Here is a 20,100-nt window from a genome sequence, read left to right as displayed (position 1 = left end):
GGGTCAGGGTGGCGTTAGGGTGGGACACGAAGGCCTCCAGTCGGTGAAGCGGTTCCCCCGACAGCTCCACTTCACATCCGGAGGCTTTCACCTGTCTGCACGACAGGCCGTCACCAGTCACCTCAACCCGGGACAACGTCCCTGGACATCACAACTAGATGAGCGACCCCGCAAGGGTGGCCCGGCCGGGCGCAACGCGAGCGGCCGGGCAGCCGAGCGGGGCGGCCAGGGCCGGGTGACCGCGAGGCGCCCGGACCAGGCGCTTCCCAACCCGCCCCAACCCCACCAACGCGAAAACGGCCGGGCCGGACAAGACGTCCGGCCCGGCCACCCGCGCCTACTCCCGCGCCCCCACCAGCCGCACCGGCGCCGTGCGCGTCGCTGACAGGGTGGTCCACACGCTGGTCGCCCCGACGACCAGGAGCGCGCCTGCCGCGACGACGCCGATGACCGCCCACGGCACCGACACCAGGCCCACCGCACCGCCGATGCCCGCCGCGCTGCCCGCGGCCGCCAGCAGCCCCAGCAGCACCCCGCTCCCGGCGACGATCTCCGCCTCCAGCAACGCCATCCGCACCACCTGCCGCCGGTCCAGCCCGGTGACCCTGGCCGCCGCGAACTCGGACTTCCGCTCGGCCGCGGCGATCACCACCGCGTTGATCACGGCCACCAGCGAGTACAGCCCGGCCAGCCCCATGAGCACGAGCATGATGCCCCTGTTGGTCGCGTACTGCTCCGACGCCGCGCTCGCCCGCCATTCCTCCACTGTGGACACCGGCTGCGGCAGGGCGGCCTCGACCACGGCGGGATCGGTCCCCGGCGGCACCTGGACGATCGTCCGCACCGGCGCCTGCGCCAGCGCCCGCGGCGGCACCAGTTCCCGCGGCAGCAGGTAGCTCGCGCCCCCGCCGTAGCTCTCCGGCAGCACCGCCACCACCCGCGGCCGCACCTCGGTGCCCCCGATCCGCATCCGCAGCGTCTCCCCCAGCTCCAGCCCCGGCCCGGCGACCGCCAGCCCGTGCAGGTCCGCCAGCGAACCGCTCACCGGCCCGCGGTGGTGCACCTGCTGGTAGGCGGCCTCGTCGACGGCGAGTGCCGAGTCCGAATCCAGGTCTTCCTCGTCGTCGCTGGTCGTGACGACCGTGACCGGCACGACGTGTTCCGTGGAGGCCACGGCGGGCAGCGGCCCCACCGTCGACGACACCACGAAGTCGGCACGGACGTCGTCGGCCAGCTCGCGCTTCCCCGCCTCCGCGAGCGTCGACATCGAGGCCGACATCCCGACCACGAGCGCCACCAGCACGAGCAGCGGCGCCGCCGTGGACGAGCTGCGGCGCACACCGTCACGCAGGTTCGCCCGCGCCAGCCCGCCCAGCGGCGTCCGCCCGAGGACGAGCCCGAACAACCGCCCCGCCATCGGCACCACCAGCGGGCTGAGCGCGCTCAGCGCCACCGCCGCGGTCAGCGCGACGTTCATCGACATCGGGATGGCCATCTCCGGCCCCCCGAGCTGCGACAGGATCGCCAGCGCGACCGCCCCGGCGAGGAACAGCAGCCCGACCGCCCAGCGCGGGCCGGTCATCACCCGCGTGGCCGCCCCGGTCTCCCGCAACGCTTCCAGCGGCCGCACCCGGGAGGCGCGGCGTGACGCGGCCAGCACCCCGAGCTGGGACACGCCGATCCCGACGCCCGCGGCCACCGCCACGATCCAGGCCCGCCACTGCGGGGAGAACGCATCCGGCAGGAAACCGAGGTCCGTCAGCAGCCACGACTGCACCCGCATCGTCACGAGCCCCAGCGGCACGCCGAGCACCGTGCCGACCAGCCCGAGCAGGAGCGCCTCCGACAGCAGCAACCGCCGCAGCTGACCGCGGCCACCACCGACCAGCCGCAACAGCGCGAGGTCGCGCCGCCGCTGCGCGATGGTGAACGCGAACGTGGAGGACACGATGAACACGGCGAGGAACGCCGCGAGGAACAGCGTCATCCCCAGCAGCGTGATCGCCTCGACGTAGGAGGTCGCGGACAGCAGGATCAGCAGCGAGGACTGCACGAGCGCGACACCCAGCACGACGGTGACGATCGCGCCGATGAACAACTGCCAGCGCTCGCGGAACGTGGACAGGGACAGCGCGAACATCAGGCACCCTCCAGCGAAGCGAGCCGGTCCGCGACCTGCCGGGTGGACGGCTGCACGAGGCGGTCCACGATCCGACCGTCGGACAGGAACACCACCGAATCGGCGCGGGCCGCGGCGGCCGGGTCGTGCGTGACCATCACGATCGTCTGCCCCACCGAGTCGACGAGGTGGCGCAGCAGGTCCAGCACCGTGCGCGCGGACCTCGAGTCCAGCGCGCCGGTGGGCTCGTCGGCGAACAGCACCGCGGGCCGCGTCACCATCGCCCGCGCGATGGCGACGCGCTGCTGCTGGCCACCGGACAGCTCGCGTGGCCGGTGCCGCATCCGCTCGGCCAGCCCGACGCTCGCCAGCACCGCGCGGACGTCCTTTGTGGACACCCGCTGCCGCGCCAGTTTCAGCGGCAGCGCGACGTTCTGCTCGGCGGTCAGCGAGCCGATGAGGTTGAAGCTCTGGAAGACGAAGCCGATCTCCCGGCGCCGCAGCGCGGTCAGCTGGGAGTCGGAGGCCGCGGTGATGTCCTGCTCGCCGAGCAGGACCTGCCCGCTGCTCACCTGTTCCAGCCCCGCCGCGCAGTGCAGCAGGGTGGACTTGCCGGAGCCGGACGGACCCATCACGGCCGTCCACGACCCCCGCGGGAAGGCGATGCTCACGCCGTCGAGCGCGCGCACCCTGGCGTGCTTGCCGCCGTATTCGCGCGTCACGTCGCGGAGTTCGGCCGCCATGGTCCGTTGCAGCTGGATTGTCATGCGTCCAGTCAAGCCGCCGCGGCCCCCGGGAACACGACCGCGCGCACCCCGGTTCGCGGTGGGGCTGCCCCTACCCGACCGCGGCGAGCAGGTCGTCCAGCGCATCGAGCCGGTGTGCCGCGACCACCGCGTCGCAGTACGGCCACACCGCCGCCATCCCGCCGGCGAGCGGCCGGTACCCCGGTTGCGCGGTGCGCGGGTTGACCCACACCACCCGGAACGCCAGCCGCGACAGGCGCGCCATCTGCGCCGCCAGCGGGGCGGGGTCCCCGGTTTCCCAGCCGTCGGAGACGATCACCACGACAGCACCGCGGGCCATCCCGCGCGCACCGAAGGTGTCCAGGAACTCACGCAGCGCAGCGCCGATCCTGGTGCCGCCGGACCAGTCCGGGGCCTCCTCCCCCGCCCGCCGCATCGCCTCCGCCGGGTCGCGGGCGAGTACGCGCGTGAGACGCGTGAGCCGGGTGGCGAACGTGAACACCTCCGCCTTCGCGCCGAGGTTCGCGCACACGAGCAGTTGCAGCATCGCGCGGGCGTGGGCCTCCATCGAGCCGGAGATGTCGCACAGCACGACGAGACGCCTCGGCTTCTCCCGCGGGACCCACCGGCGCAGCACCGCGGGTTCGCCCCCGGTCCGCCGCGCCTGCCGCAGGGTCTCCCGCATGTCGACACGTCGACCACCGGCCGCCGTGCGTTTGCGCCGGGACCGGCGGACAGGCGTGGCGATCCGCAACCGCCGCATGGCCTCTCTCAGCAGCGCCAGCTCATCGGGTGTCAGCTCCGCGAAGTCCCTTGAGGACAAGCGTTCCGCCGCGCTACCGACGGTCGACAGCCGGACTTCGCGCTCCTCTCCCGCCTGACCGTCGCCAGCCGTCACCGCCCCCGCCGTGAGTGTCCCTTCAGGATGGTCACCGCGGAAGTCGGCGGGATCGAAGCCGCCGCCGAACACGACGTCGAACACGTGGTCCAGTACCGCGATCTCGTCCGGAGTGGACACCAGCGTCGCGAGGGCGCACCAGTAGACCTCCTCGGCGCGCTGGGGATCGACCGCGACGAGGGCCTGGGCGAAGCAGGCGGAACGGTCCGCGCCCACGGCCACACCGTGCCCGCGCAGCGCTTCCGCGAAGCGTGCGGCGAGGACGGCGAGGTCGCTCACCACCAGCGCCCGCCCGCCTCGACCACCGCCCGGTCCTCCTCGTACTTCACCACCGCACTCAGCGTGTGCCGCACCGCGTCCTCGTCCAGCTCACGCACCCCGAGCACGTGCAACGCCGCCGCCCAGTCGATCGCCTCCGCCACACCGGGCGGTTTGGCCAGGTCGAAGCCCCGCAGCCGCCGCACGGACCGTGCCACGCGCTCGGCGAGCCAGCCCTCCGCCTCCGGCACGCGCAGCCGGATGATCGCGGCCACGCGGTCCGCGTCGGGGTGCGCGATCCACTGGTACAGGCAGCGCCGCTTGAGCGCGTCGTGCAGCTCGCGCGTGCGGTTCGACGTCAGCACCGGGATCGGCGGCACGACAGCCCGGCGCGTGCCCAGTTCGGGGATCGTCACCGCCGCCTCGGCGAGCAGTTCGAGCAGGAACGCCTCGAACTCGTCGTCGGCGCGGTCCACCTCGTCGCTGGAGGCGTTCGGTGCCCGGTCGGGGCTGCCGGTGGACGCCTCCGCCGGGCAGGCGCTGACCTCGGAGATGCCGGTGCTGCTGGGCAGCAGGCTCGCCGACGCGGCACTCGGCCCGCTGCTGGAAAGCGGCCTCCACAGCACGCCGGTCTTCCGCTGCTCGCTCGTCGCGGTCGCGTCGCCGCGGGCGCGCTACCGCGGCAACCCGGCGAAGTGGCCGTGGCTCGTCGGCCCGTCCGGCGCCGATCCCGAGAGCGAAACGGCACAACTGCTGCGGCGGCTGGGCGTGCCGGACAGCGAGATCAGCGTGTACCCGAACCAGACGGCGGCGTGGTCGGCGGCGGCGAGCGGGGCGGGCGTGTCCGTGGCGATCGAACACCTGGCCGCGCCGCAGCTGCGCCGGGGTGAGCTGGCGGTGGTACCGGCGCCGGGCACGCCCACGACGCTGTGCTGGCACCTGACCACGCTGCCCGCGGACCGGCTCTCGACCGCGGCGGCCGCGCTGCGGCACTTCCTGAGCACCCCGGCGGCCATGCAGGTGATGCGCTCGCCCGGCGCCGGTGTGCCCCCGTCCCGCTTCCGTCCCCCGGTCTACGTGACGATCTGGAGTTAGCCCTCCGGCGGCGCCACGCGCTCGACGTACAGCGGCGAGGCGGCGAGCAGCTCCGGACCCCCGTCCGAGGCGGGGAACTTCGCCGTCACACGGGCGTACCCGGCCATCCACTCCGCGGTGAACCGCGGTTGCAGCAGTTCCTCCAGCATGCTCAGCACCCTGGCCGGCCAGTGGCCGGGCATCTCGTCCGGCTCCGCGTCCAGGAGCTGCCGGAACCGGTACCAGTGCGAGGCGAGCAGGTTGCCGCCCCTGCCGGGAGACGTCGGCGGCTGCCCGACGAGGTGCTCGGCCGAGCCGTGCAGCAACAGCCGCGGGGACTCCCCGGCGGCGAGGAACACGACGCTGTCGCTCACCTCGGCGTAGCTCAGCTCCGCCTCGAAGTGCACCCACCGCCCCGGCCGTACCGCCGGATCCGGGTACCAGAGCGGCCCCGGCTCCGCGGCCTCCAGCCTGGCGACGACGGCCTCGACGTGGGGCTCCGGCGGCTGGGCCGCGCGCCCCACCTTCAGCCCGCCCAGCGGCGTCTTCACCTCGGCGTCGACGTCCCGCGACCACCGGCCCCGGCCGCCGAGGGTGGGGCGCAACTGCGTCAGTTTCGCCTGGGAGAGGTACACCAGATCGCGCATCCGTCCATGATCCCCCGAAAACAGCATCGCCTCCCCGCGACCTGGTGGTCGCGAGGAGGCGATCCCGGACCGGGAGGCACCGCGCGCCTCCCGATCGGCAACTAAGACGGCACCACGGAGGACGCGATGGCGGTCAGCACGCCGTGCTCGGCGTGCGGGCTCGACACCGTCACCGTCCGCCCGTTGTCGAGCTTGCGGGAAACCTTGTCGAGGGTCGCCCGCTCCTGGTCCGTGTAGATCTCCGTGTTCGGGTCGTAGCCGGTCTCGTTCGCCGGCAGCCACACCGACACGCATTCGGCCGCCGGCGGGTACCACGACTCCTTCGGCGGGCAGAGCGTGAGCATGTCGTCACCCGCGGCGTGCCCCCACGTGACGACCCGCAGCGACGACGGCACCCGCAGTGAGCGGAGCAGCGCCGTCAGGCGAGTGGGGGTTTCCGACACGTGTTTCGCGTAGTCCAGCGGGTTCCGGGCCCACACGTAGATCCACTTGTCCGGCGCCACCTGCCACGACACCTGGCCACCCATCGGCGCGTCGGTCGACATGATCGCCGGCTTGCCGTTGACCGTGACGCGCTTCGGGTCGCCGAACTTCTTGCCGGGGTCGCTGTTGTCGACGCCCACGAGCACGGTGGCGCTCCCGTGGTACTCCGCCGACATCCGCCCACCGGCGTTGGAGAGCTGCCAGTTCGCCAGCTTGAAGCCCGGCGCGGAGAACGTGAACGGCAGCTCCGGCACGGTCACCTGCTCCTCGCCCGCCGCGGGCGCGGCGACCGGCAACCGCGTCTCGTCGGACGGCTGGTTCAGCACGACGGCCCCTGCCGCACCGAGCCCGCCCACGGTCACCAGCACGGCCGCCGTCAGGCTCACCGTCCGCCGGCGCCGGATCCGCTTCCTGGCACCGGCGAGCACCGTTTCGGGATCGGGGGCCAGCGGTTCGCGGGCCCGCAATGCGCCGCTCAACCGCGGTTCCGTCATCACGCCACCTCCATGTCGGTGTTGATCCGCCCGCGCAGCACGGCAAGGCCGCGCGAGATGTGACTGCGCACCGTGCCGACGGCACAGCCGAGCACTGCGGCGATTTCGTCGTCGTCCCGGTCCTCGTAGAACCGCAGCACGATCGCGGCCTGCTGGGCCCGGCTCAGCCCGGCCAGCAGCCCCGCGAGCTGGTCGGAGTCGGCCACCCGGACCGCAGGGTCCGGGAAGGAGCCCTCCCGCAGCTCGGCGACCTCGGCCGTCGACCAGACCGCGCGCTGGTACCAGCGCCGCCGCCACGACAGGTAGCCGTTGACGACCATCTTGCGCAGGTAGAGGTCGGGCCGGTCGGTCGCCACCACCCGCCGCCAGCGCTGGTGGGCGCGGACGAGCGCGTCCTGCACGACGTCCTGCGCCAGCTCGCGGTCGCCGGTCAGCACGGCCGCGAACCGCACCAGCCCGGGTAGCTGTTCCCGGGCGAAGTCCTCGAAGTGCACATACACCAGATGCCGGCACCGCGGCTCCCGGTTGCACCCGGGCGCGAAAAAAATCTCAGGCGGCCAGCCGCCGCACCACGGCGTCGGCGAGCAGGCGGCCCCGGTCGGTCAGCACCGCCCTGCCCGCGCCCAGCGCGGCCGCGTCCAGCAGCCCCTCCGCCGCGGCACCCACGGACTCGCGCCTGCCGTCGGCGTCGAGCGCGTCGAGCGGCAGGCCCTCGGCCAGCCGCAGCTCCAGCATGATCCGCTCCAGGTGCCGGTCGGTGTCGGTCAGCTCCTCGCGCCCGGCCTCCGGCGACTTGCCCTCGGCCAGCAGCGCCGCGTACCGCGCGGGGTGCTTGACGTTCCACCAGCGCACGCCGCCGACGTGGCTGTGCGCGCCCGGCCCGGCGCCCCACCAGTCGCCGCCGCGCCAGTACCCCAGGTTGTGCCGGCAGCGCGCGTCCTCGGACGCGGCCCAGTTCGACACCTCGTACCAGGTCAGCCCGGCCGCCGACAGCTTCGCGTCGATCAGCTCGTAGTACTCGGCCAGCACGTCCTCGTCGGGCATCGGCAGCTCGCCGCGCCGCACCCGCCGCGCCATCGCCGTGCCGTCCTCGACGATCAGCGAGTACGCCGACACGTGGTCCACGCCAGCCGACAGCACGGCGTCCAGCGACGCCTGGAGGTCCTCCACCCGCTCGCCGGGCGTGCCGTAGATCACGTCGAGGTTCACGTGCTCGAACCCGGCCGCCCGCGCCTCCTTCGCCGCCGCCACGGGACGGCCCGGCGTGTGCACGCGGTCCAGCACCCTGAGCACGTGCCGCGCCGCGGACTGCATGCCCAGCGACACCCGCGTGTACCCGGCCTCGCGGATGCCCTCGAAGAACTCCGGTGACGTGGACTCGGGGTTGGACTCGGTGGTCACCTCGGCCTCCGGCGCGAGCCCGAAACTGCCGCGCACGGCGTCCAGCACAGCGGCCAGCCCGTCGGCGCCGAGCAGCGACGGCGTGCCGCCGCCCACGAAGACGGTTTCGGCCGGCCGCGGGCCCAGCTGCCGCACCCCCAGCTCCAGCTCCCGCTTCAGGCCCTCCAGCCAGGACGCGGGCGACGCGGCGGAACCCAGCTCGCCCGCCGTGTAGGTGTTGAAATCGCAGTACCCGCAGCGGGTCGCGCAGAAGGGGACATGGACGTAGACGCCGAACACCCCTCCAGTGTCCCCCATGTCAAGGAGCGTGATGCCGCTCCCACCATGCGGACGGCTCTGGACCACTCCTTGGGCGCGTGGCACGCTGAAGACGTGACTTATGCCGGTGTTCTCCTCGTGGCGCGCCGCCACGTCGACCTCCGGCGTGTCGCCAGCGCACTGTGCCGTCCGTTCTGCTGACGCCGCTCCCCGTTCCCACCACGAATTCTGGACAGCGGGCGCCGGCCGCCGCCACCCCTCCCGTATTCCGGAACAGGGGGCCCGTGTGCGCCGGTGCCTCCGATCCCCGGAGGACTCCTCATGGCTTCGCCGACGCGCGAAACTCCCCCCGCCCGTGCCCCGCGTGCCAAGCAGCGGCGCGGAGAGGGCCAGTGGGCGCTCGGCTACCGCGAGCCGCTGAACCCGAACGAGCGCTCGAAGAAGGACGACCACCCGCTCAACGTCCGCGCGCGCATCGAGAACATCTACGCCGCGGGTGGGTTCGACTCGATCGACCCTGGTGACCTGCGGGGCCGGTTCCGCTGGTACGGGCTCTACACCCAGCGCAGGCCCGGGATCGACGGCGGCCGCACGGCCACGCTCGAACCGGAGGAGCTGGACGACGAGTACTTCATGCTGCGCGTCCGCGTCGACGGCGGCGTCCTGACCACCGAGCAGCTCGCGTTGATCGGCGAGCTGTCGCAGACCTACGCGCGCGACACCGCGGACATCACCGACCGGCAGAACGTGCAGTACCACTGGATCCGGATCGAGGACGTGCCGACGATCTGGGAGAAGCTGGAAGCCGCCGGCCTGACCACGATGACCGCGTGCGGCGACAGCCCGCGCGTGATCCTCGGCTCGCCGCTGGCGGGCATCGCCGAGGACGAGGTGCTCGACGCCACCCCCGCGATCGACGAGATCAAGCGCCGCTACCTGGGCAAACCCGAGTACGCGAACCTGCCGCGCAAGTTCAAGACCGCGGTGTCGGGGCTGCCGGACGTGGCGCACGAGATCCACGACGTCGCGTTCGTCGGCGTGGTCCACCCCGAGCACGGCCCCGGTTTCGACGTCTGGGTCGGCGGCGGGCTGTCCACCAACCCGATGATCGGGCAGCGGCTCGGCGCGTGGGTGTCGCGTGACGAGGTGCCCGACGTGTGGGAGGGCGTCGTCTCGGTCTTCCGCGACTACGGCTACCGGCGGCTGCGGTCGCGGGCACGGCTGAAGTTCCTGGTCAAGGACTGGGGTGCGGAAAAGTTCCGCCAGGTGCTGGAGGACGAGTACCTGCACCGCAAGCTGGCCGACGGGCCCGCGCCCGAGGTGCCGGCGGTGCAGCACGACCACGTGGGCGTCCACCGGCAGAAGGACGGCAACTACTACGTGGGTGCGGCGCCGATCGCGGGCCGCGTGTCCGGTTCCCTGCTGATCGCGGTCGCGAAGGCCGCCGAGCGGGCGGGTTCGGGCCGGGTCCGGCTGACGCCGCTGCAGAAGCTGGTCGTGCTGGACGTGCCCGAGGCCGAGGTCGCGGGCCTGCAGGCGGAGCTGGCCGAGCTGGGCCTGCCGACCGAGCCGAGCCCGTGGCGGCGCGGCGTCATGGCCTGCACCGGGATCGAGTTCTGCAAGCTCGCCATCGTCGAAACGAAGGTGCGTGCGAAGGAACTGGTGGCGGCGCTGGAAGAGCGGCTCGCCGACATCCAGGCCGACGTGGCCGACCCGGTCAGCGTGCACATCAACGGCTGCCCCAACTCCTGCGCCCGCATTCAGACCGCCGACATCGGGCTCAAGGGCCAGATCGTCACCGACGACGACGGCAACCAGGTCGAGGGTTTCCAGGTGCACCTGGGCGGCGGGCTGGGCCTGGACGCCGGGTTCGGCCGGAAACTGCGCGGGCACAAGGTCACCGGTGACGAGCTGATCTCCTACGTCGAGCGGGTCGTGCGCAACTACCACGCCCAGCGCGGCGAGGGTGAGCGGTTCGCGCAGTGGGTCGCGCGGGCCGACGAAGCGGACCTGCGATGAGCGAGCGCGCCACGCCGTTCTACTGCCCGTACTGCGGGGACGAGGACCTCCGGCCCGCCGAGGACGCCGACCGGGCCTGGCTGTGTGGCGCTTGCAGGCGTGTCTTCACTGTGAATTTCCTGGGAATCCGGTTAGGGCAGGGAGCGAAATGACCGCGGTCACCTCCGAAGAAGATCTGAAAGCGTTGGCGCACAAGGCATCCGAGGAACTCGCGGACGCGACCGCACTCGAGGCGCTGGAATGGACCGTGGGAACCTTCGGGGACGACTTCATCGTTGCCTCGAACATGCAGGACGCGGTGCTGATCGACCTGGCCACCCGGGTCAAGTCCGATGTGGACGTTTTGTTCCTGGAGACTGGTTACCACTTCGCCGAGACGATCGGCACGCGTGACGCCGTGGCGACGGTGTACCCGGACGTGCGGATCGTCAACGCGCAGGCGGAGCAGTCGGTCGCCGAGCAGGACGCCGAGTACGGGCCGAAGCTGCACGAGCGCGACCCGAACCAGTGCTGCTTCCTGCGCAAGGTGGTGCCGCTGCGCAAGACGTTGTCGAACTACTCGGCGTGGGTCACCGGCGTCCGCCGCGTGGACGCCCCGACGCGCGCCAACACCCCGATCGTCACGTGGGACGACCGCAACGGCCTGGTGAAGGTCAACCCGATCGCCCCGTGGACCGACGAGGAGTTCCGGGCGTACATCGAGGAGCACGGGATCCTGGAGAACCCGCTGGTGTCGGAGGGCTACCTGTCCATCGGCTGCGCGCCCTGCACCGCGAAGGTCGCCCCAGGAGCGGACCCGCGCAGCGGCCGCTGGGCCGGCAAGTCCAAGACCGAGTGCGGCCTGCACGGCTGAGGAATGGAGATCCCACATGGCTTGCTCAGCGGCGCGAGTAGCGGAACCTCAGGCGCCTTCTCACTCCGGGATCGCCTCCTCATGAATTCCCACCCGCCAGCCCAACCACCACCCCTCATGGACGCTCCGCGACTGCGCCTTTCACCACGTCGGCGCTGTCCTCGCGAGAAGACCCCTGAGAACCCGCGGTGGCGCCAGCTGACGGCCGCACAAACCCGGAGGAACTCGTGACCACTCTCGAAATCCCCGCAACGGACGCCGCCACCGACCACCTCGCGGCGCTGGAGTCCGAGGCCATCCACATCTTCCGCGAGGTCGCCGGCGAGTTCGACCGGCCGGTGATCCTGTTCTCCGGCGGCAAGGACTCCACGCTGCTGCTGCACCTGGCGATCAAGGCGTTCTGGCCCGCCCCCGTCCCGTTCCCGCTGCTGCACGTCGACACCGGCCACAACTTCGACGAGGTCATCGACTTCCGTGACCGGATCGTCGAAAAGCACGGCCTGCGGCTGATCGTGGCGAGGGTGCAGGACTGGATCGACGACGGGCGTCTCACCGAGCGTCCCGACGGCACCCGCAACCCGCTGCAGACGCAGCCGCTGCTGGACACCATCGCCGGGCACAAGTTCGACGCCGTGTTCGGCGGCGGCCGCCGCGACGAAGAGCGTGCCCGGGCGAAGGAGCGGATCTTCAGCCTGCGCAACGCCTTCGGCCAGTGGGACCCGCGCCGCCAGCGTCCCGAACTGTGGAACCTGTACAACGGCAGGCACCGTCCGGGGGAACATGTGCGCGTGTTCCCGCTGTCCAACTGGACCGAAGCCGACGTGTGGCACTACATCGCCCGCGAGCGGGTCGAGCTGCCCTCGATCTACTACGCGCACCGTCGCCCGGTCTACCGGCGGGACGGCATGTGGCTCACCGAAGGCCCGTGGGGCGGTCCCCGCGAGGGCGAGGAGGTCCGGGAGCTGAGCGTGCGGTACCGCACGGTCGGTGACGGTTCGTGCACCGGCGCGGTCGAATCCACCGCCACGACGGTGGAAGAGGTCATCGCCGAGGTGCTCGCGAGCAGGCTCACCGAGCGTGGCGCGACCCGCGCCGACGACCGGCTCTCCGAGGCCGCCATGGAGGACCGCAAGCGGGAGGGCTACTTCTGATGAGCAGCTTGCTGCGCCTGGCCACGGCAGGCAGCGTCGACGACGGCAAGTCCACCCTGGTGGGCCGCCTGCTCTACGACACCAAGTCCGTGCTGGCCGACCAGCTCGACGCGGTCACCCGCGCCAGTGTCGACCGTGGACTGTCCACTCCGGACCTTTCGCTGCTCGTGGACGGGCTGCGCTCCGAGCGTGAGCAGGGCATCACGATCGACGTGGCGTACCGCTACTTCGCCACGCCCAAGCGCACCTTCGTGCTCGCCGACACGCCGGGGCACGTGCAGTACACCCGCAACACGGTCACCGGCGCGTCCACGGCGCAGCTGGCGATCCTGCTGGTGGACGCGCGCAAGGGCGTGATCGAGCAGACCCGCCGCCACGCCGCCGTGCTCGCGCTGCTGGGCGTGCCGCGCCTGGTGCTGGCGGTGAACAAGATCGACCTGGTCGACTACGACGAGGAGACGTTCACCGTCATCGCCAAGGAGTTCACCGACCACGCCACGACACTGGGCTACGCCGAGGGTTCCGTGCTGGCGATCCCGGTGTCCGCGCTGGTGGGCGACAACGTGGTGGAGCGCTCGGCGCACACGCCGTGGTACTCCGGCCCGACGTTGCTGGAGCACCTGGAGACCGTGCCCGTCGCGCCCGACCCGCACGACGTCGCGTTCCGCTTCCCAGTCCAGTACGTGATCCGCCCGCGCACGCCCGAGCACCCCGACTACCGGGGCTACGCCGGGCAGGTCGCGGCGGGCACCGTGCGGCGCGGCGACGAGGTCGTGGTGCTGCCCGCGGGCCTGCGCACCACGGTGGAGCGCATCGACACCGCCGACGGCGAACTCGAAGAGGCCGCCGCGGGCAAGAGCGTCACCCTGCTGCTGGCGGACGACCTCGACATCTCCCGCGGGGACGTCATCGCCGCCGCGGGCGAGGCGCCCGTGCCCACCGACGAGCTGGGCGCGACGCTGGCCTGGCTGTCCGAAAAGCCCCTGCGCCCCGGCGCGCGCGTGCTGGTCAAGCACGGCACCCGGACCGTGCAGGCCTTCGTCGAGGAGCTGTCCACGCGCTTCGACGAGCAGAAGCTGTCCACTGTGGAATCCCCCGAGACGTTGCAGCTCAACGAGATCGGCCAGGTGCGCATCCGCACGGCCGAGCCGCTGCCCGTCGACGACTACGCCGTCAACCGCCGCACCGGGTCGTTCCTGGTGATCGACGCGGGCGACGGCACCACGCTGGCGGCCGGTCTGGTCGGCGCACCGCTGCCGGTGCTCCGCTCCGATCGTGACGTGGTCTCCCCCGGCCCCTGACCCCGAAAGGCCCTGCCCGTGAAAATCGTGCGTGTCCTCGCCGTGACGCTGTCCGTGCTGGCGGTCGCGACCGCGTGTTCCCGCGCCGACCGGAGCGACAGTTCCGCACCGGCCGCGAGCACCGGCGGCACCCCCGCCACCGAGGTGCGGCTCGGCTACTTCCCCAACGTCACGCACGCGTCGGCGTTGATCGGGCTCGACAAGGGCTACTTCACGCAGGAGCTGGGCGCGGGCACCAAGATCACGCCGACGAAGTTCAACGCGGGCCCCGACGAGGTGTCCGCGCTGCTCGGCGGCTCGCTCGACATCGGGTTCATCGGCTCGGGACCGGCGATCAACGCGTTCGCCAAGTCCGACGGCAACACCGTCCGGCTGATCTCGGGGGCGACCTCGGGCGGCGCGCAGCTCGTCGTCAAGCCGGAGATCAACACCCCGCAGGACCTGCAGGGCAAGCTCGTCGCCGACCCGCAGGCGGGCAACACGCAGGACGTCGCGCTCAAGAAGTGGATCGCCGACCAGAAGCTGACCGGCGTCAACATCCAGAACTCCGACAACTCCGTGACGCTCGACCAGTTCCGCAAGAACGCCATCGCGGGCGCGTGGCTGCCGGAGCCGTGGTCCTCGCGCCTGGTCGCCGACGCGGGTGCGAAGGTCCTCGTCGACGAGAAGTCCCTGTGGCCCGACGGCCGGTTCCCGACCACGGTGGTCGTGGTGCGCACGCAGTTCCTCAACGAGCACCCGCAGACCGTGCAGGCCGTGCTCAAGGCGGTCCTCGACGCGAACAACCTCGCGGCGAGCGACCCGAACGAGGCGAAGGCGGCGGTCAACCGCCAGCTGAAGTCCCTGACCGGCTCGGCGCTGTCGCAGGCGGTGCTCGACCGCTCGTTCGCGAACATCGAGCTGACCACCGACCCGCTCGCGTCCCGCTTCCCGCAGCTGGCGCAGGACCAGGTGACGGCGGGCATCGCCAAGAGCGCGCCGAAGCTCAACGGCTTCTTCGACCTCACCCCGCTCAACGCCGTGCTCACCGCGGCGGGCAAGCCGACGGTCAGCGCCGCGGGCCTCGACCAGAAGTGACGACCGAGAAAGGCAGGCGAAGGAGATGACCGCCACGCTCGAGAACGCGGCTACGCGGCCCGCCACGGAGTACGCCGTGCGCCTTTCCGGGGTGCACAAGACCTTCGGCCAGGGCACCGGCGCGGTGCCGGCACTGGCGGGTGTCGACTTCGACGTCGCGCCCGGCGAGTTCGTCTGCCTGCTCGGCGCGTCCGGCTGCGGCAAGACCACGCTGCTGAACCTCGTCGCGGGCCTGGACCGGCCGTCGGCGGGTGAGCTGGAGCTGAACAGCTCGCGCCCGGCCGTGATGTTCCAGGAGGCCGCGTTGATGCCGTGGCTGACGGCGGCGGCGAACGTCGAGCTGCCGTTGCGGCTGGCCGGGCTCCCCCGCGGCGAGCGCCGGAACCGCACCGGCGAGCTGCTGGAACTGGTCCGGCTGAACGGTGTCGGCGGCAAGCGGCCGCACGAGCTGTCCGGCGGCATGCGGCAGCGTGTCGCGCTCGCGCGGGCGCTGGCTTCGGCGTTGCACACGACCGACGGCTCGCGGCCCGCGCTGCTGCTGATGGACGAGCCGTTCTCCGCGCTCGACGCGATCACCCGCGACGTGCTGCAGGGTGAGCTGCTGCGGGTGTGGCGGTCGACGGGCACCGCGGTGCTGTTCGTGACCCACGACGTGCGCGAGGCCGTCCGGCTGGGGCAGCGCGTGGTGCTGCTGTCGTCCCGGCCGGGGCGGGTCGTGCAGGAGTGGCAGGTCGGCGACCTCTCCGGCGTCGAGGAGGCCGAGGCCACGGCCGTGATCAACCAGCGGCTGCGCGAGGTGATCTCCAGTCATGCCACGGCTTGACGACCTCGACGCGGCCGTCGAAGCGGGGCTCGACGCGCTCGACACCCCGCCGCAGGAGACCGGCCCCGGCCGCGTGCGGCGGATCCTGTGGGCCGTGCTGCCGCCGGTCGCGTTCCTCGCGGTCGCGATCGGGATCTGGCAGGCGCTGTGGGCCGCCGCGTTCTGGCCCGAGTACCAGCTCCCCGCCCCGCTCGCGGTGTGGGACGAGCTGTGGGCGCGGATCGCCGACGCGCAGGCGTTCGGCTTCGTGTGGACGTCGGTGCACCGCGCGGTGCTCGGGTTCCTCGTCGCGATCGTGATCGCGACCCCGCTCGGGCTGCTCGTGGCGAAGGTCCGGGTCGTGCGGTCGGCGATCGGGCCGTTCCTGTCCGGGCTGCAGAGCCTGCCGTCGGTCGCGTGGGTGCCCGCCGCGATCCTGTGGTTCGGTGTGACCCCCACGGCGATGTATGCCGTGCTGCTGCTGGGCAGCGTGCCGTCGATCGCCAACGGCCTGGTGGCCGGGATCGACCAGATCCCGCCGATCCTGCCGCGTGTGGGCAAGGTGCTGGGCGCGGGACGGCTGCAGGCGTCGTGGCACATCCTGCTGCCCGCCGCGCTGCCCGGCTACCTCGCCGGGCTCAAGCAGGGCTGGGCGTTCTCGTGGCGGTCGCTGATGGCGGCGGAGATCATCGCCGTCTCGCCGTTGCTGGGCAAGGGACTGGGCGCGTACCTCGACGACGGGCGCACGCTGTCGGACATGCCGACGGTGATCTCGGCGATCGTGTTGATCCTGCTGGTGGGCGTGGGGATCGAGCTGCTGGTGTTCCGCCCGCTGGAGCGGTCGGTGCTGCGGGCGCGCGGGCTCAGCGGGTCGGTGCGGTGACCGCTCCGCTGGTGGTGGTCGCCCACGGCAGCCGGGATCCCCGCTCTGCCGCGACCATCCGCGCACTGGTCGAGCCGATCGGCGCGCGCGTGTCCTTTTTGGACCTTTCGGAGCCGTTGGTGACCGACGTGCTCCGCTCGCTGTCCGCCGAGGGGCACCGGTCCGCCGTGGTCGTGCCGTTGCTGCTGGGCCGCGCGTACCACGCCAGGGTGGACCTGCCCGCGCTCGTGCGGGAGGTGCCGCGGCTGCGGGTGTCCATCGCGGACGTGCTGGGCGTGGACCCGGTGCTGGAGGCGGTCGCGCTCGACCGGCTGGCGGCCACGGGCGTGTCGGTGGACGACCCTTCGCTGGGCGTCGTGCTGGCCGCGGTGGGTTCGTCACACGCCCCGGCGAACGAGGCGGTCGCGCGGCTGGCGCGGCGGTGGAACGCGCGGTACGGCATGCGTGTCGCGCCCGCGTTCGCGAGCGCGGCGAAGCCCGACGTGCCCGCCGCGATGGCGCGCTTGCGTGCCCAGGGCGCGCGCCGGTTCGCCGTGGCGTCGTGGTTCCTGGCGCCGGGGCTGCTGCCGGACCGCATCGCGCGGCTGGCGCGCGAGTTCTCGCCTTCGGTCGTGCTGGCGGACTCGCTGGCGCCGGATCCGCGGATCGGTGAGCTCGTGCTCGCGCGCTACTCTGCCGCTGTGGAGCAGGCCGCGTGAAGATCCGGTTCGGGGTCGGTCTGGGCGCGGAGACGCCCACCGCCGAGCTGCCGGGAATCGTCGACCGCCTGGAGGCGGCCGGGATCGACTCGCTGTGGCTGTCGGAGCACGTGTACTCGCCCGCGGTGGACCCGTTCATCGGGATGGCCCACGCATTGGCCCGGACACGGCGGCTGAAGGTGGGCACGTCGGTGGCGGTGCTGCCCGGACGGCAGCCGGTGCTGGTGGCCAAGCAACTGGCGTCGCTGGCCGCGCTGGCGCCGAAACGCGCGCTGCCGGTGTTCGGCCTCCGCCCGGCGCGGCCACGGGAACGCGACCTGTTCCCCGTGTCCGGCCCTCGTGCGGCAGCGTTCGACGAGGCGTTGCGGCAGCTGCGGGCGGCGCTGGCGGACGAGTCGTTCGGCCCCGTGCCGCGGATGGACCTCTGGCTGGGTGGCGCGGTCCCGGCGGCGTTCGAGCGGATCGGCCGCTACGGCGACGGCTGGCTGGGCAGTTTCCTGCCCCCGTCGGACGCGCGCAGCGCCCGCGAGGCGATCGCGTCCGCGGCGGCCGAGGCGGGCCGGGAGATCGAGCCGGACCACTACGGGATGAGCGTGCTGCTCGCGGAGGGCGGCGTCCCGGCGGACCTGGCCGCGGCCGCGCGCGAACGCCGTCCGGACGCCGACGTGTCCTCCGTGGTCCCGTCGAGCTGGCCCGAGCTGCACCGCCTCCTGGACGGCTACCTCGAAGCGGGGCTGACGAAGTTCGTCGTGTACCACCGCGGCCCGCAGCCGTTTGACGAGTTCCTGGACGCCTTCACCAGGGAGCTGCTGCCCCGCCAGAACTGACACTGTGGCCGGGGCAACAGTTCTGCGGGCGCGGACGTGGCAAGGTGTGGGTCATGGCTGACGAACTCGTCCACTACTCGGTGGCCAGTGGTGCCGCGACGATCACGCTGGACTCGCCGCACAACCGCAACGCCCTGTCCGCCCAGCTGCGCCGCGAGCTGCGTGCCGCACTCGCCAAGGCCCGCGACGACGCCGGCGTGCGGGTCGTCGTGCTCACGCACACCGGGCCCGTGTTCTGCGCCGGGATGGACCTCAAGGAGGCCCGCGGCGCCGACGCGACCAACCAGGGCGTGAACGAGTTCCCGGAGATCCTCGAGCAGATCTGGAACAGCCCGAAGCCGGTCGTGGCGAAGCTGGCCGGGCCCGCGCGGGCGGGCGGGGTCGGCATGGTCGCGGCCGCGGACATCGTGGTCGCCGCGAAGGAGGCGACGTTCGCGTTCTCCGAGGTCCGCATCGGCGTCGTGCCCGCCGTGATCTCGCTGGTGGTGCTGCCCCGCATCGCGCCACGCGCCGCACAGGAACTGTTCCTCACGGGCGAGGTCTTCGACGCGGCGCGTGCCGCGGAGATCGGCCTCATCACGGCCGCGGTGGACGCGGAGAAACTCGACGACGAGACCGATCGCTACGTCCGCGCCCTCACCCTCGGCGGCCCGAACGCCCTGGCGGCGACGAAGGAACTCCTCGCGAGCCCGAAGCCCCCGACCCCATCCGCCGGCTTCCAGGCGATGAACGCCCTGTCCGCCCGCTTCTTCGCGAGCGAGGAAGGTCAGGAGGGCATCATCGCCTTCGCGCAGAAGCGCAAACCGAACTGGGTACCGGCGGAGTAGTTTCCCAGCCTGCTGGAATTGTGCTTTAGTTGACGCGGCTCAGCGAATGTGGCGCCGGCAACAGCCAGGGAGATCCATGACGCAGGACCAGGCGCCTGGCACCAGCGAGGGAACACCCAGGACGTTCACGGACAAGCTCAAGTGGCTGCTGAGCCACAAATTGTCGCCCGACGAGGACCCGGCGATCCTGCTCGACCCGGAGGCTCTCGCCCGGCGCAATGCGCAACGGGGTAAACCGCGCCAACGCGAACTGGCGGCGGCTATCGACGTGACCGCCGCCTACATCAGCAAGATGATCACGGGCAAGCAGCCCTACGACAGCGTGTCGACCGGCATTCTGGAGCGGCTCAACCAGCACTTCTTCGGCGAGACCGACATCAACGTCTTCTCCAGTTCCCATCCCTGGCAGAACGAGAACATCCTGAAGCGGATGCTCAAGCACAGCCACGGCCTGGACGACGAGGAGCTCGCCAACCTCTTCTCCCGCCCCCAGGACGTGCTCTGCCTCCGCGCCGGCCGTCTGGTCAACCAGCTGGACGAAGAGAGCCTGCGAGCGGTGCTGCCCGAGCTGGAACGGTTCGCCGCCGCCCGCGGGAACCTGGACGAACTGCGGGACGAGGGGTACGACGTCGAGGTCTTCGACGGCGGAACGCCGGACCGGCGTAACCCGGGCCCAGGAGCGGTACCGCCCGTTCCGGAGTTCCGTCCACCCGCTCGCGGGGAGGAAGAGTGATGTACCGCCGAAGAACGAGCGACGGTGACGACTCGGAATTCGTGACGAAATGCCGCGCGGGCATCTACCGCATCACCGGTGGAGAGCGGCCGGATTCGGTGGAATCCTGGCTCCAGGCCTTGAGCGCATTCCGCGGCCGCCCGATCGTCAAGGTGCGGCTGCCCGCGGATACCGCTACTCCCGTGTGCCTCCTGCTCAGCGACGCGCGAAACGACTACATGGTGTTGAGCCACGGCGTCTCGCCGGCCCAGGACGCCCAGTTCGCCGCCCATGAAGGCGCTCACCTGTACTTCGACCACCACGGCGACGACGTTTCACACGAAGAACGCCGCGTCCTCGAAGAGCTGCTGCCCGGCGACCTGGCTTTCACCGGCCGGATCGAAGTGCGGAAACGGACCAGCTTCGAATCCCTGCCGGAGTGGCAGGCCGAGCTTTTCGGTTCGGTGCTCACCGCGGAGATCGGCCAGCTCGGCGGGCAGCTGCTGGCAGCCCCCTCCGGCTCCCGCGACACGTTGCACGAGCTCTTCGGCAACGACCGCCGCGGCTGATCA

Annotated in this window: 22 protein-coding genes and 1 pseudogene; 15 read left to right on the top strand and 8 right to left on the bottom strand. The window is 72.0% G+C overall.

The window, feature by feature from the left end:
- Positions 1 to 337: 337 nt before the first annotated feature.
- The 4 genes and pseudogenes from ABFX51_RS00995 to ABFX51_RS00980 form a co-directional block, all read right to left on the bottom strand.
- Positions 338 to 2,140: an FtsX-like permease family protein gene (locus ABFX51_RS00995; RefSeq protein WP_346051456.1), complete on the bottom strand. Its 1,803-nt coding sequence runs from the start codon at positions 2,138 to 2,140 to the stop codon at positions 338 to 340.
- Entirely contained in the window at positions 2,140 to 2,886 is a 747-nt protein-coding gene (locus ABFX51_RS00990; RefSeq protein WP_091512676.1) for an ABC transporter ATP-binding protein, read from the bottom strand. The genes ABFX51_RS00995 and ABFX51_RS00990 overlap by 1 nt, the downstream gene beginning before the upstream one ends.
- A 70-nt stretch (positions 2,887 to 2,956) precedes the next feature.
- Complete coding sequence (locus ABFX51_RS00985; protein ID WP_346051454.1) at positions 2,957 to 4,042, bottom strand: vWA domain-containing protein; 1,086 nt, start codon at positions 4,040 to 4,042, stop codon at positions 2,957 to 2,959.
- Positions 4,039 to 4,503: pseudogene (locus ABFX51_RS00980) on the bottom strand (AAA family ATPase); the annotation flags it as partial. The pseudogene ABFX51_RS00980 and the gene ABFX51_RS00985, both read right to left, overlap by 4 nt.
- Before the next feature lie 34 nt (positions 4,504 to 4,537).
- Here ABFX51_RS00980 and ABFX51_RS00975 point away from each other — a divergent pair.
- Positions 4,538 to 5,116, top strand: coding sequence for a LysR substrate-binding domain-containing protein (locus ABFX51_RS00975; RefSeq protein WP_346051452.1), 579 nt, complete (start codon positions 4,538 to 4,540; stop codon positions 5,114 to 5,116).
- On the opposite strand, the gene ABFX51_RS00970 is transcribed toward ABFX51_RS00975, so the two are convergent.
- The 4 genes from ABFX51_RS00970 to hemW all read right to left on the bottom strand — a co-directional run bounded on the left by ABFX51_RS00970 (position 5,113) and on the right by hemW (position 8,417).
- Complete coding sequence (locus ABFX51_RS00970; RefSeq protein ID WP_346051450.1) at positions 5,113 to 5,742, bottom strand: SAVMC3_10250 family protein; 630 nt, start codon at positions 5,740 to 5,742, stop codon at positions 5,113 to 5,115. The genes ABFX51_RS00975 and ABFX51_RS00970 overlap by 4 nt on opposite strands.
- Positions 5,743 to 5,843: 101 nt before the next feature.
- Positions 5,844 to 6,719, bottom strand: coding sequence for a hypothetical protein (locus ABFX51_RS00965; protein ID WP_091512671.1), 876 nt, complete (start codon positions 6,717 to 6,719; stop codon positions 5,844 to 5,846).
- Entirely contained in the window at positions 6,719 to 7,213 is a 495-nt protein-coding gene (locus ABFX51_RS00960) for a SigE family RNA polymerase sigma factor (RefSeq protein ID WP_091512717.1), read from the bottom strand. The genes ABFX51_RS00965 and ABFX51_RS00960 overlap by 1 nt, the downstream gene beginning before the upstream one ends.
- Positions 7,214 to 7,268: 55 nt before the next feature.
- Positions 7,269 to 8,417 (bottom strand): radical SAM family heme chaperone HemW, encoded by a 1,149-nt coding sequence (hemW, locus tag ABFX51_RS00955; RefSeq protein ID WP_346051448.1) that lies wholly within the window; start codon positions 8,415 to 8,417, stop codon positions 7,269 to 7,271.
- Between hemW and ABFX51_RS39555 the strand changes: the two genes are divergently transcribed.
- The 14 genes from ABFX51_RS39555 to ABFX51_RS00890 all read left to right on the top strand — a co-directional run bounded on the left by ABFX51_RS39555 (position 8,379) and on the right by ABFX51_RS00890 (position 20,097).
- The gene (locus tag ABFX51_RS39555; protein WP_428832426.1) at positions 8,379 to 8,579 is read left to right on the top strand and encodes a putative leader peptide; all 201 of its coding nucleotides are present in this window, start codon (positions 8,379 to 8,381) and stop codon (positions 8,577 to 8,579) included. The genes hemW and ABFX51_RS39555 overlap by 39 nt on opposite strands.
- 120 nt (positions 8,580 to 8,699) lie before the next feature.
- Complete coding sequence (locus ABFX51_RS00950) at positions 8,700 to 10,397, top strand: nitrite/sulfite reductase (protein WP_346051446.1); 1,698 nt, start codon at positions 8,700 to 8,702, stop codon at positions 10,395 to 10,397.
- On the top strand, positions 10,394 to 10,549 hold the full coding sequence (locus ABFX51_RS00945) for an Insertion element protein (RefSeq protein ID WP_091512665.1): 156 nt from the start codon (positions 10,394 to 10,396) through the stop codon (positions 10,547 to 10,549). Before ABFX51_RS00950 ends, ABFX51_RS00945 begins: the two co-directional genes overlap by 4 nt.
- Positions 10,546 to 11,250 (top strand): phosphoadenylyl-sulfate reductase, encoded by a 705-nt coding sequence (locus tag ABFX51_RS00940; RefSeq protein WP_091512662.1) that lies wholly within the window; start codon positions 10,546 to 10,548, stop codon positions 11,248 to 11,250. The genes ABFX51_RS00945 and ABFX51_RS00940 overlap by 4 nt, the downstream gene beginning before the upstream one ends.
- Positions 11,251 to 11,477: 227 nt before the next feature.
- Positions 11,478 to 12,401 (top strand): sulfate adenylyltransferase subunit CysD, encoded by a 924-nt coding sequence (gene cysD / locus ABFX51_RS00935; protein WP_346051443.1) that lies wholly within the window; start codon positions 11,478 to 11,480, stop codon positions 12,399 to 12,401.
- Entirely contained in the window at positions 12,401 to 13,702 is a 1,302-nt protein-coding gene (locus ABFX51_RS00930) for a sulfate adenylyltransferase subunit 1 (protein WP_346051441.1), read from the top strand. Before cysD ends, ABFX51_RS00930 begins: the two co-directional genes overlap by 1 nt.
- Positions 13,703 to 13,729: 27 nt before the next feature.
- Complete coding sequence (locus ABFX51_RS00925; protein WP_346051466.1) at positions 13,730 to 14,779, top strand: ABC transporter substrate-binding protein; 1,050 nt, start codon at positions 13,730 to 13,732, stop codon at positions 14,777 to 14,779.
- Between the two features lie 25 nt (positions 14,780 to 14,804).
- Entirely contained in the window at positions 14,805 to 15,602 is a 798-nt protein-coding gene (locus tag ABFX51_RS00920) for an ABC transporter ATP-binding protein (RefSeq protein WP_346051439.1), read from the top strand.
- Positions 15,589 to 16,464 carry an ABC transporter permease gene (locus ABFX51_RS00915; protein ID WP_091512652.1) on the top strand — a complete coding sequence of 292 codons (876 nt, stop codon included), beginning with the start codon at positions 15,589 to 15,591 and terminating at the stop codon, positions 16,462 to 16,464. Before ABFX51_RS00920 ends, ABFX51_RS00915 begins: the two co-directional genes overlap by 14 nt.
- Positions 16,461 to 17,162: a sirohydrochlorin chelatase gene (locus tag ABFX51_RS00910; RefSeq protein ID WP_346051437.1), complete on the top strand. Its 702-nt coding sequence runs from the start codon at positions 16,461 to 16,463 to the stop codon at positions 17,160 to 17,162. Before ABFX51_RS00915 ends, ABFX51_RS00910 begins: the two co-directional genes overlap by 4 nt.
- Positions 17,159 to 17,989, top strand: a complete 831-nt coding sequence (locus ABFX51_RS00905) for a TIGR03854 family LLM class F420-dependent oxidoreductase (protein ID WP_346051435.1) — start codon at positions 17,159 to 17,161, stop codon at positions 17,987 to 17,989. Before ABFX51_RS00910 ends, ABFX51_RS00905 begins: the two co-directional genes overlap by 4 nt.
- Before the next feature lie 53 nt (positions 17,990 to 18,042).
- Complete coding sequence (locus ABFX51_RS00900) at positions 18,043 to 18,816, top strand: enoyl-CoA hydratase family protein (protein ID WP_346051433.1); 774 nt, start codon at positions 18,043 to 18,045, stop codon at positions 18,814 to 18,816.
- Between the two features lie 76 nt (positions 18,817 to 18,892).
- Positions 18,893 to 19,549: a hypothetical protein gene (locus ABFX51_RS00895; RefSeq protein ID WP_346051431.1), complete on the top strand. Its 657-nt coding sequence runs from the start codon at positions 18,893 to 18,895 to the stop codon at positions 19,547 to 19,549.
- Positions 19,549 to 20,097: a hypothetical protein gene (locus ABFX51_RS00890; protein ID WP_346051429.1), complete on the top strand. Its 549-nt coding sequence runs from the start codon at positions 19,549 to 19,551 to the stop codon at positions 20,095 to 20,097. The genes ABFX51_RS00895 and ABFX51_RS00890 overlap by 1 nt, the downstream gene beginning before the upstream one ends.
- Positions 20,098 to 20,100 lie beyond the last annotated feature (3 nt).

This window comes from Amycolatopsis dongchuanensis (genome assembly GCF_039542405.1).
GTDB lineage: Bacteria > Actinomycetota > Actinomycetes > Mycobacteriales > Pseudonocardiaceae > Amycolatopsis_E > Amycolatopsis_E sacchari.
The sequence above is the reverse complement of the archived record's forward strand: the minus strand, read 5'-3'. Positions and strand labels throughout refer to the sequence as shown.

What these genes read in the sequence shown, in the direction of transcription:
- ABFX51_RS00995 (WP_346051456.1), bottom strand. Translation starts at nt 2,140, where the DNA reads ATGTTCGCGCTGTCCCTGTCCACGTTCCGCGAGCGCTGGCAGTTGTTC.
- ABFX51_RS00990 (WP_091512676.1), bottom strand. Translation starts at nt 2,886, where the DNA reads ATGACAATCCAGCTGCAACGGACCATGGCGGCCGAACTCCGCGACGTG.
- ABFX51_RS00970 (WP_346051450.1), bottom strand. Translation starts at nt 5,742, where the DNA reads ATGCGCGATCTGGTGTACCTCTCCCAGGCGAAACTGACGCAGTTGCGC.
- ABFX51_RS00965 (WP_091512671.1), bottom strand. Translation starts at nt 6,719, where the DNA reads ATGACGGAACCGCGGTTGAGCGGCGCATTGCGGGCCCGCGAACCGCTG.
- ABFX51_RS39555 (WP_428832426.1), top strand. Translation starts at nt 8,379, where the DNA reads ATGGACGTAGACGCCGAACACCCCTCCAGTGTCCCCCATGTCAAGGAG.
- hemW (WP_346051448.1), bottom strand. Translation starts at nt 8,417, where the DNA reads ATGGGGGACACTGGAGGGGTGTTCGGCGTCTACGTCCATGTCCCCTTC.
- ABFX51_RS00950 (WP_346051446.1), top strand. Translation starts at nt 8,700, where the DNA reads ATGGCTTCGCCGACGCGCGAAACTCCCCCCGCCCGTGCCCCGCGTGCC.
- ABFX51_RS00945 (WP_091512665.1), top strand. Translation starts at nt 10,394, where the DNA reads ATGAGCGAGCGCGCCACGCCGTTCTACTGCCCGTACTGCGGGGACGAG.
- ABFX51_RS00940 (WP_091512662.1), top strand. Translation starts at nt 10,546, where the DNA reads ATGACCGCGGTCACCTCCGAAGAAGATCTGAAAGCGTTGGCGCACAAG.
- ABFX51_RS00930 (WP_346051441.1), top strand. Translation starts at nt 12,401, where the DNA reads ATGAGCAGCTTGCTGCGCCTGGCCACGGCAGGCAGCGTCGACGACGGC.
- ABFX51_RS00920 (WP_346051439.1), top strand. Translation starts at nt 14,805, where the DNA reads ATGACCGCCACGCTCGAGAACGCGGCTACGCGGCCCGCCACGGAGTAC.
- ABFX51_RS00915 (WP_091512652.1), top strand. Translation starts at nt 15,589, where the DNA reads ATGCCACGGCTTGACGACCTCGACGCGGCCGTCGAAGCGGGGCTCGAC.
- ABFX51_RS00900 (WP_346051433.1), top strand. Translation starts at nt 18,043, where the DNA reads ATGGCTGACGAACTCGTCCACTACTCGGTGGCCAGTGGTGCCGCGACG.
- ABFX51_RS00895 (WP_346051431.1), top strand. Translation starts at nt 18,893, where the DNA reads ATGACGCAGGACCAGGCGCCTGGCACCAGCGAGGGAACACCCAGGACG.
- ABFX51_RS00890 (WP_346051429.1), top strand. Translation starts at nt 19,549, where the DNA reads ATGTACCGCCGAAGAACGAGCGACGGTGACGACTCGGAATTCGTGACG.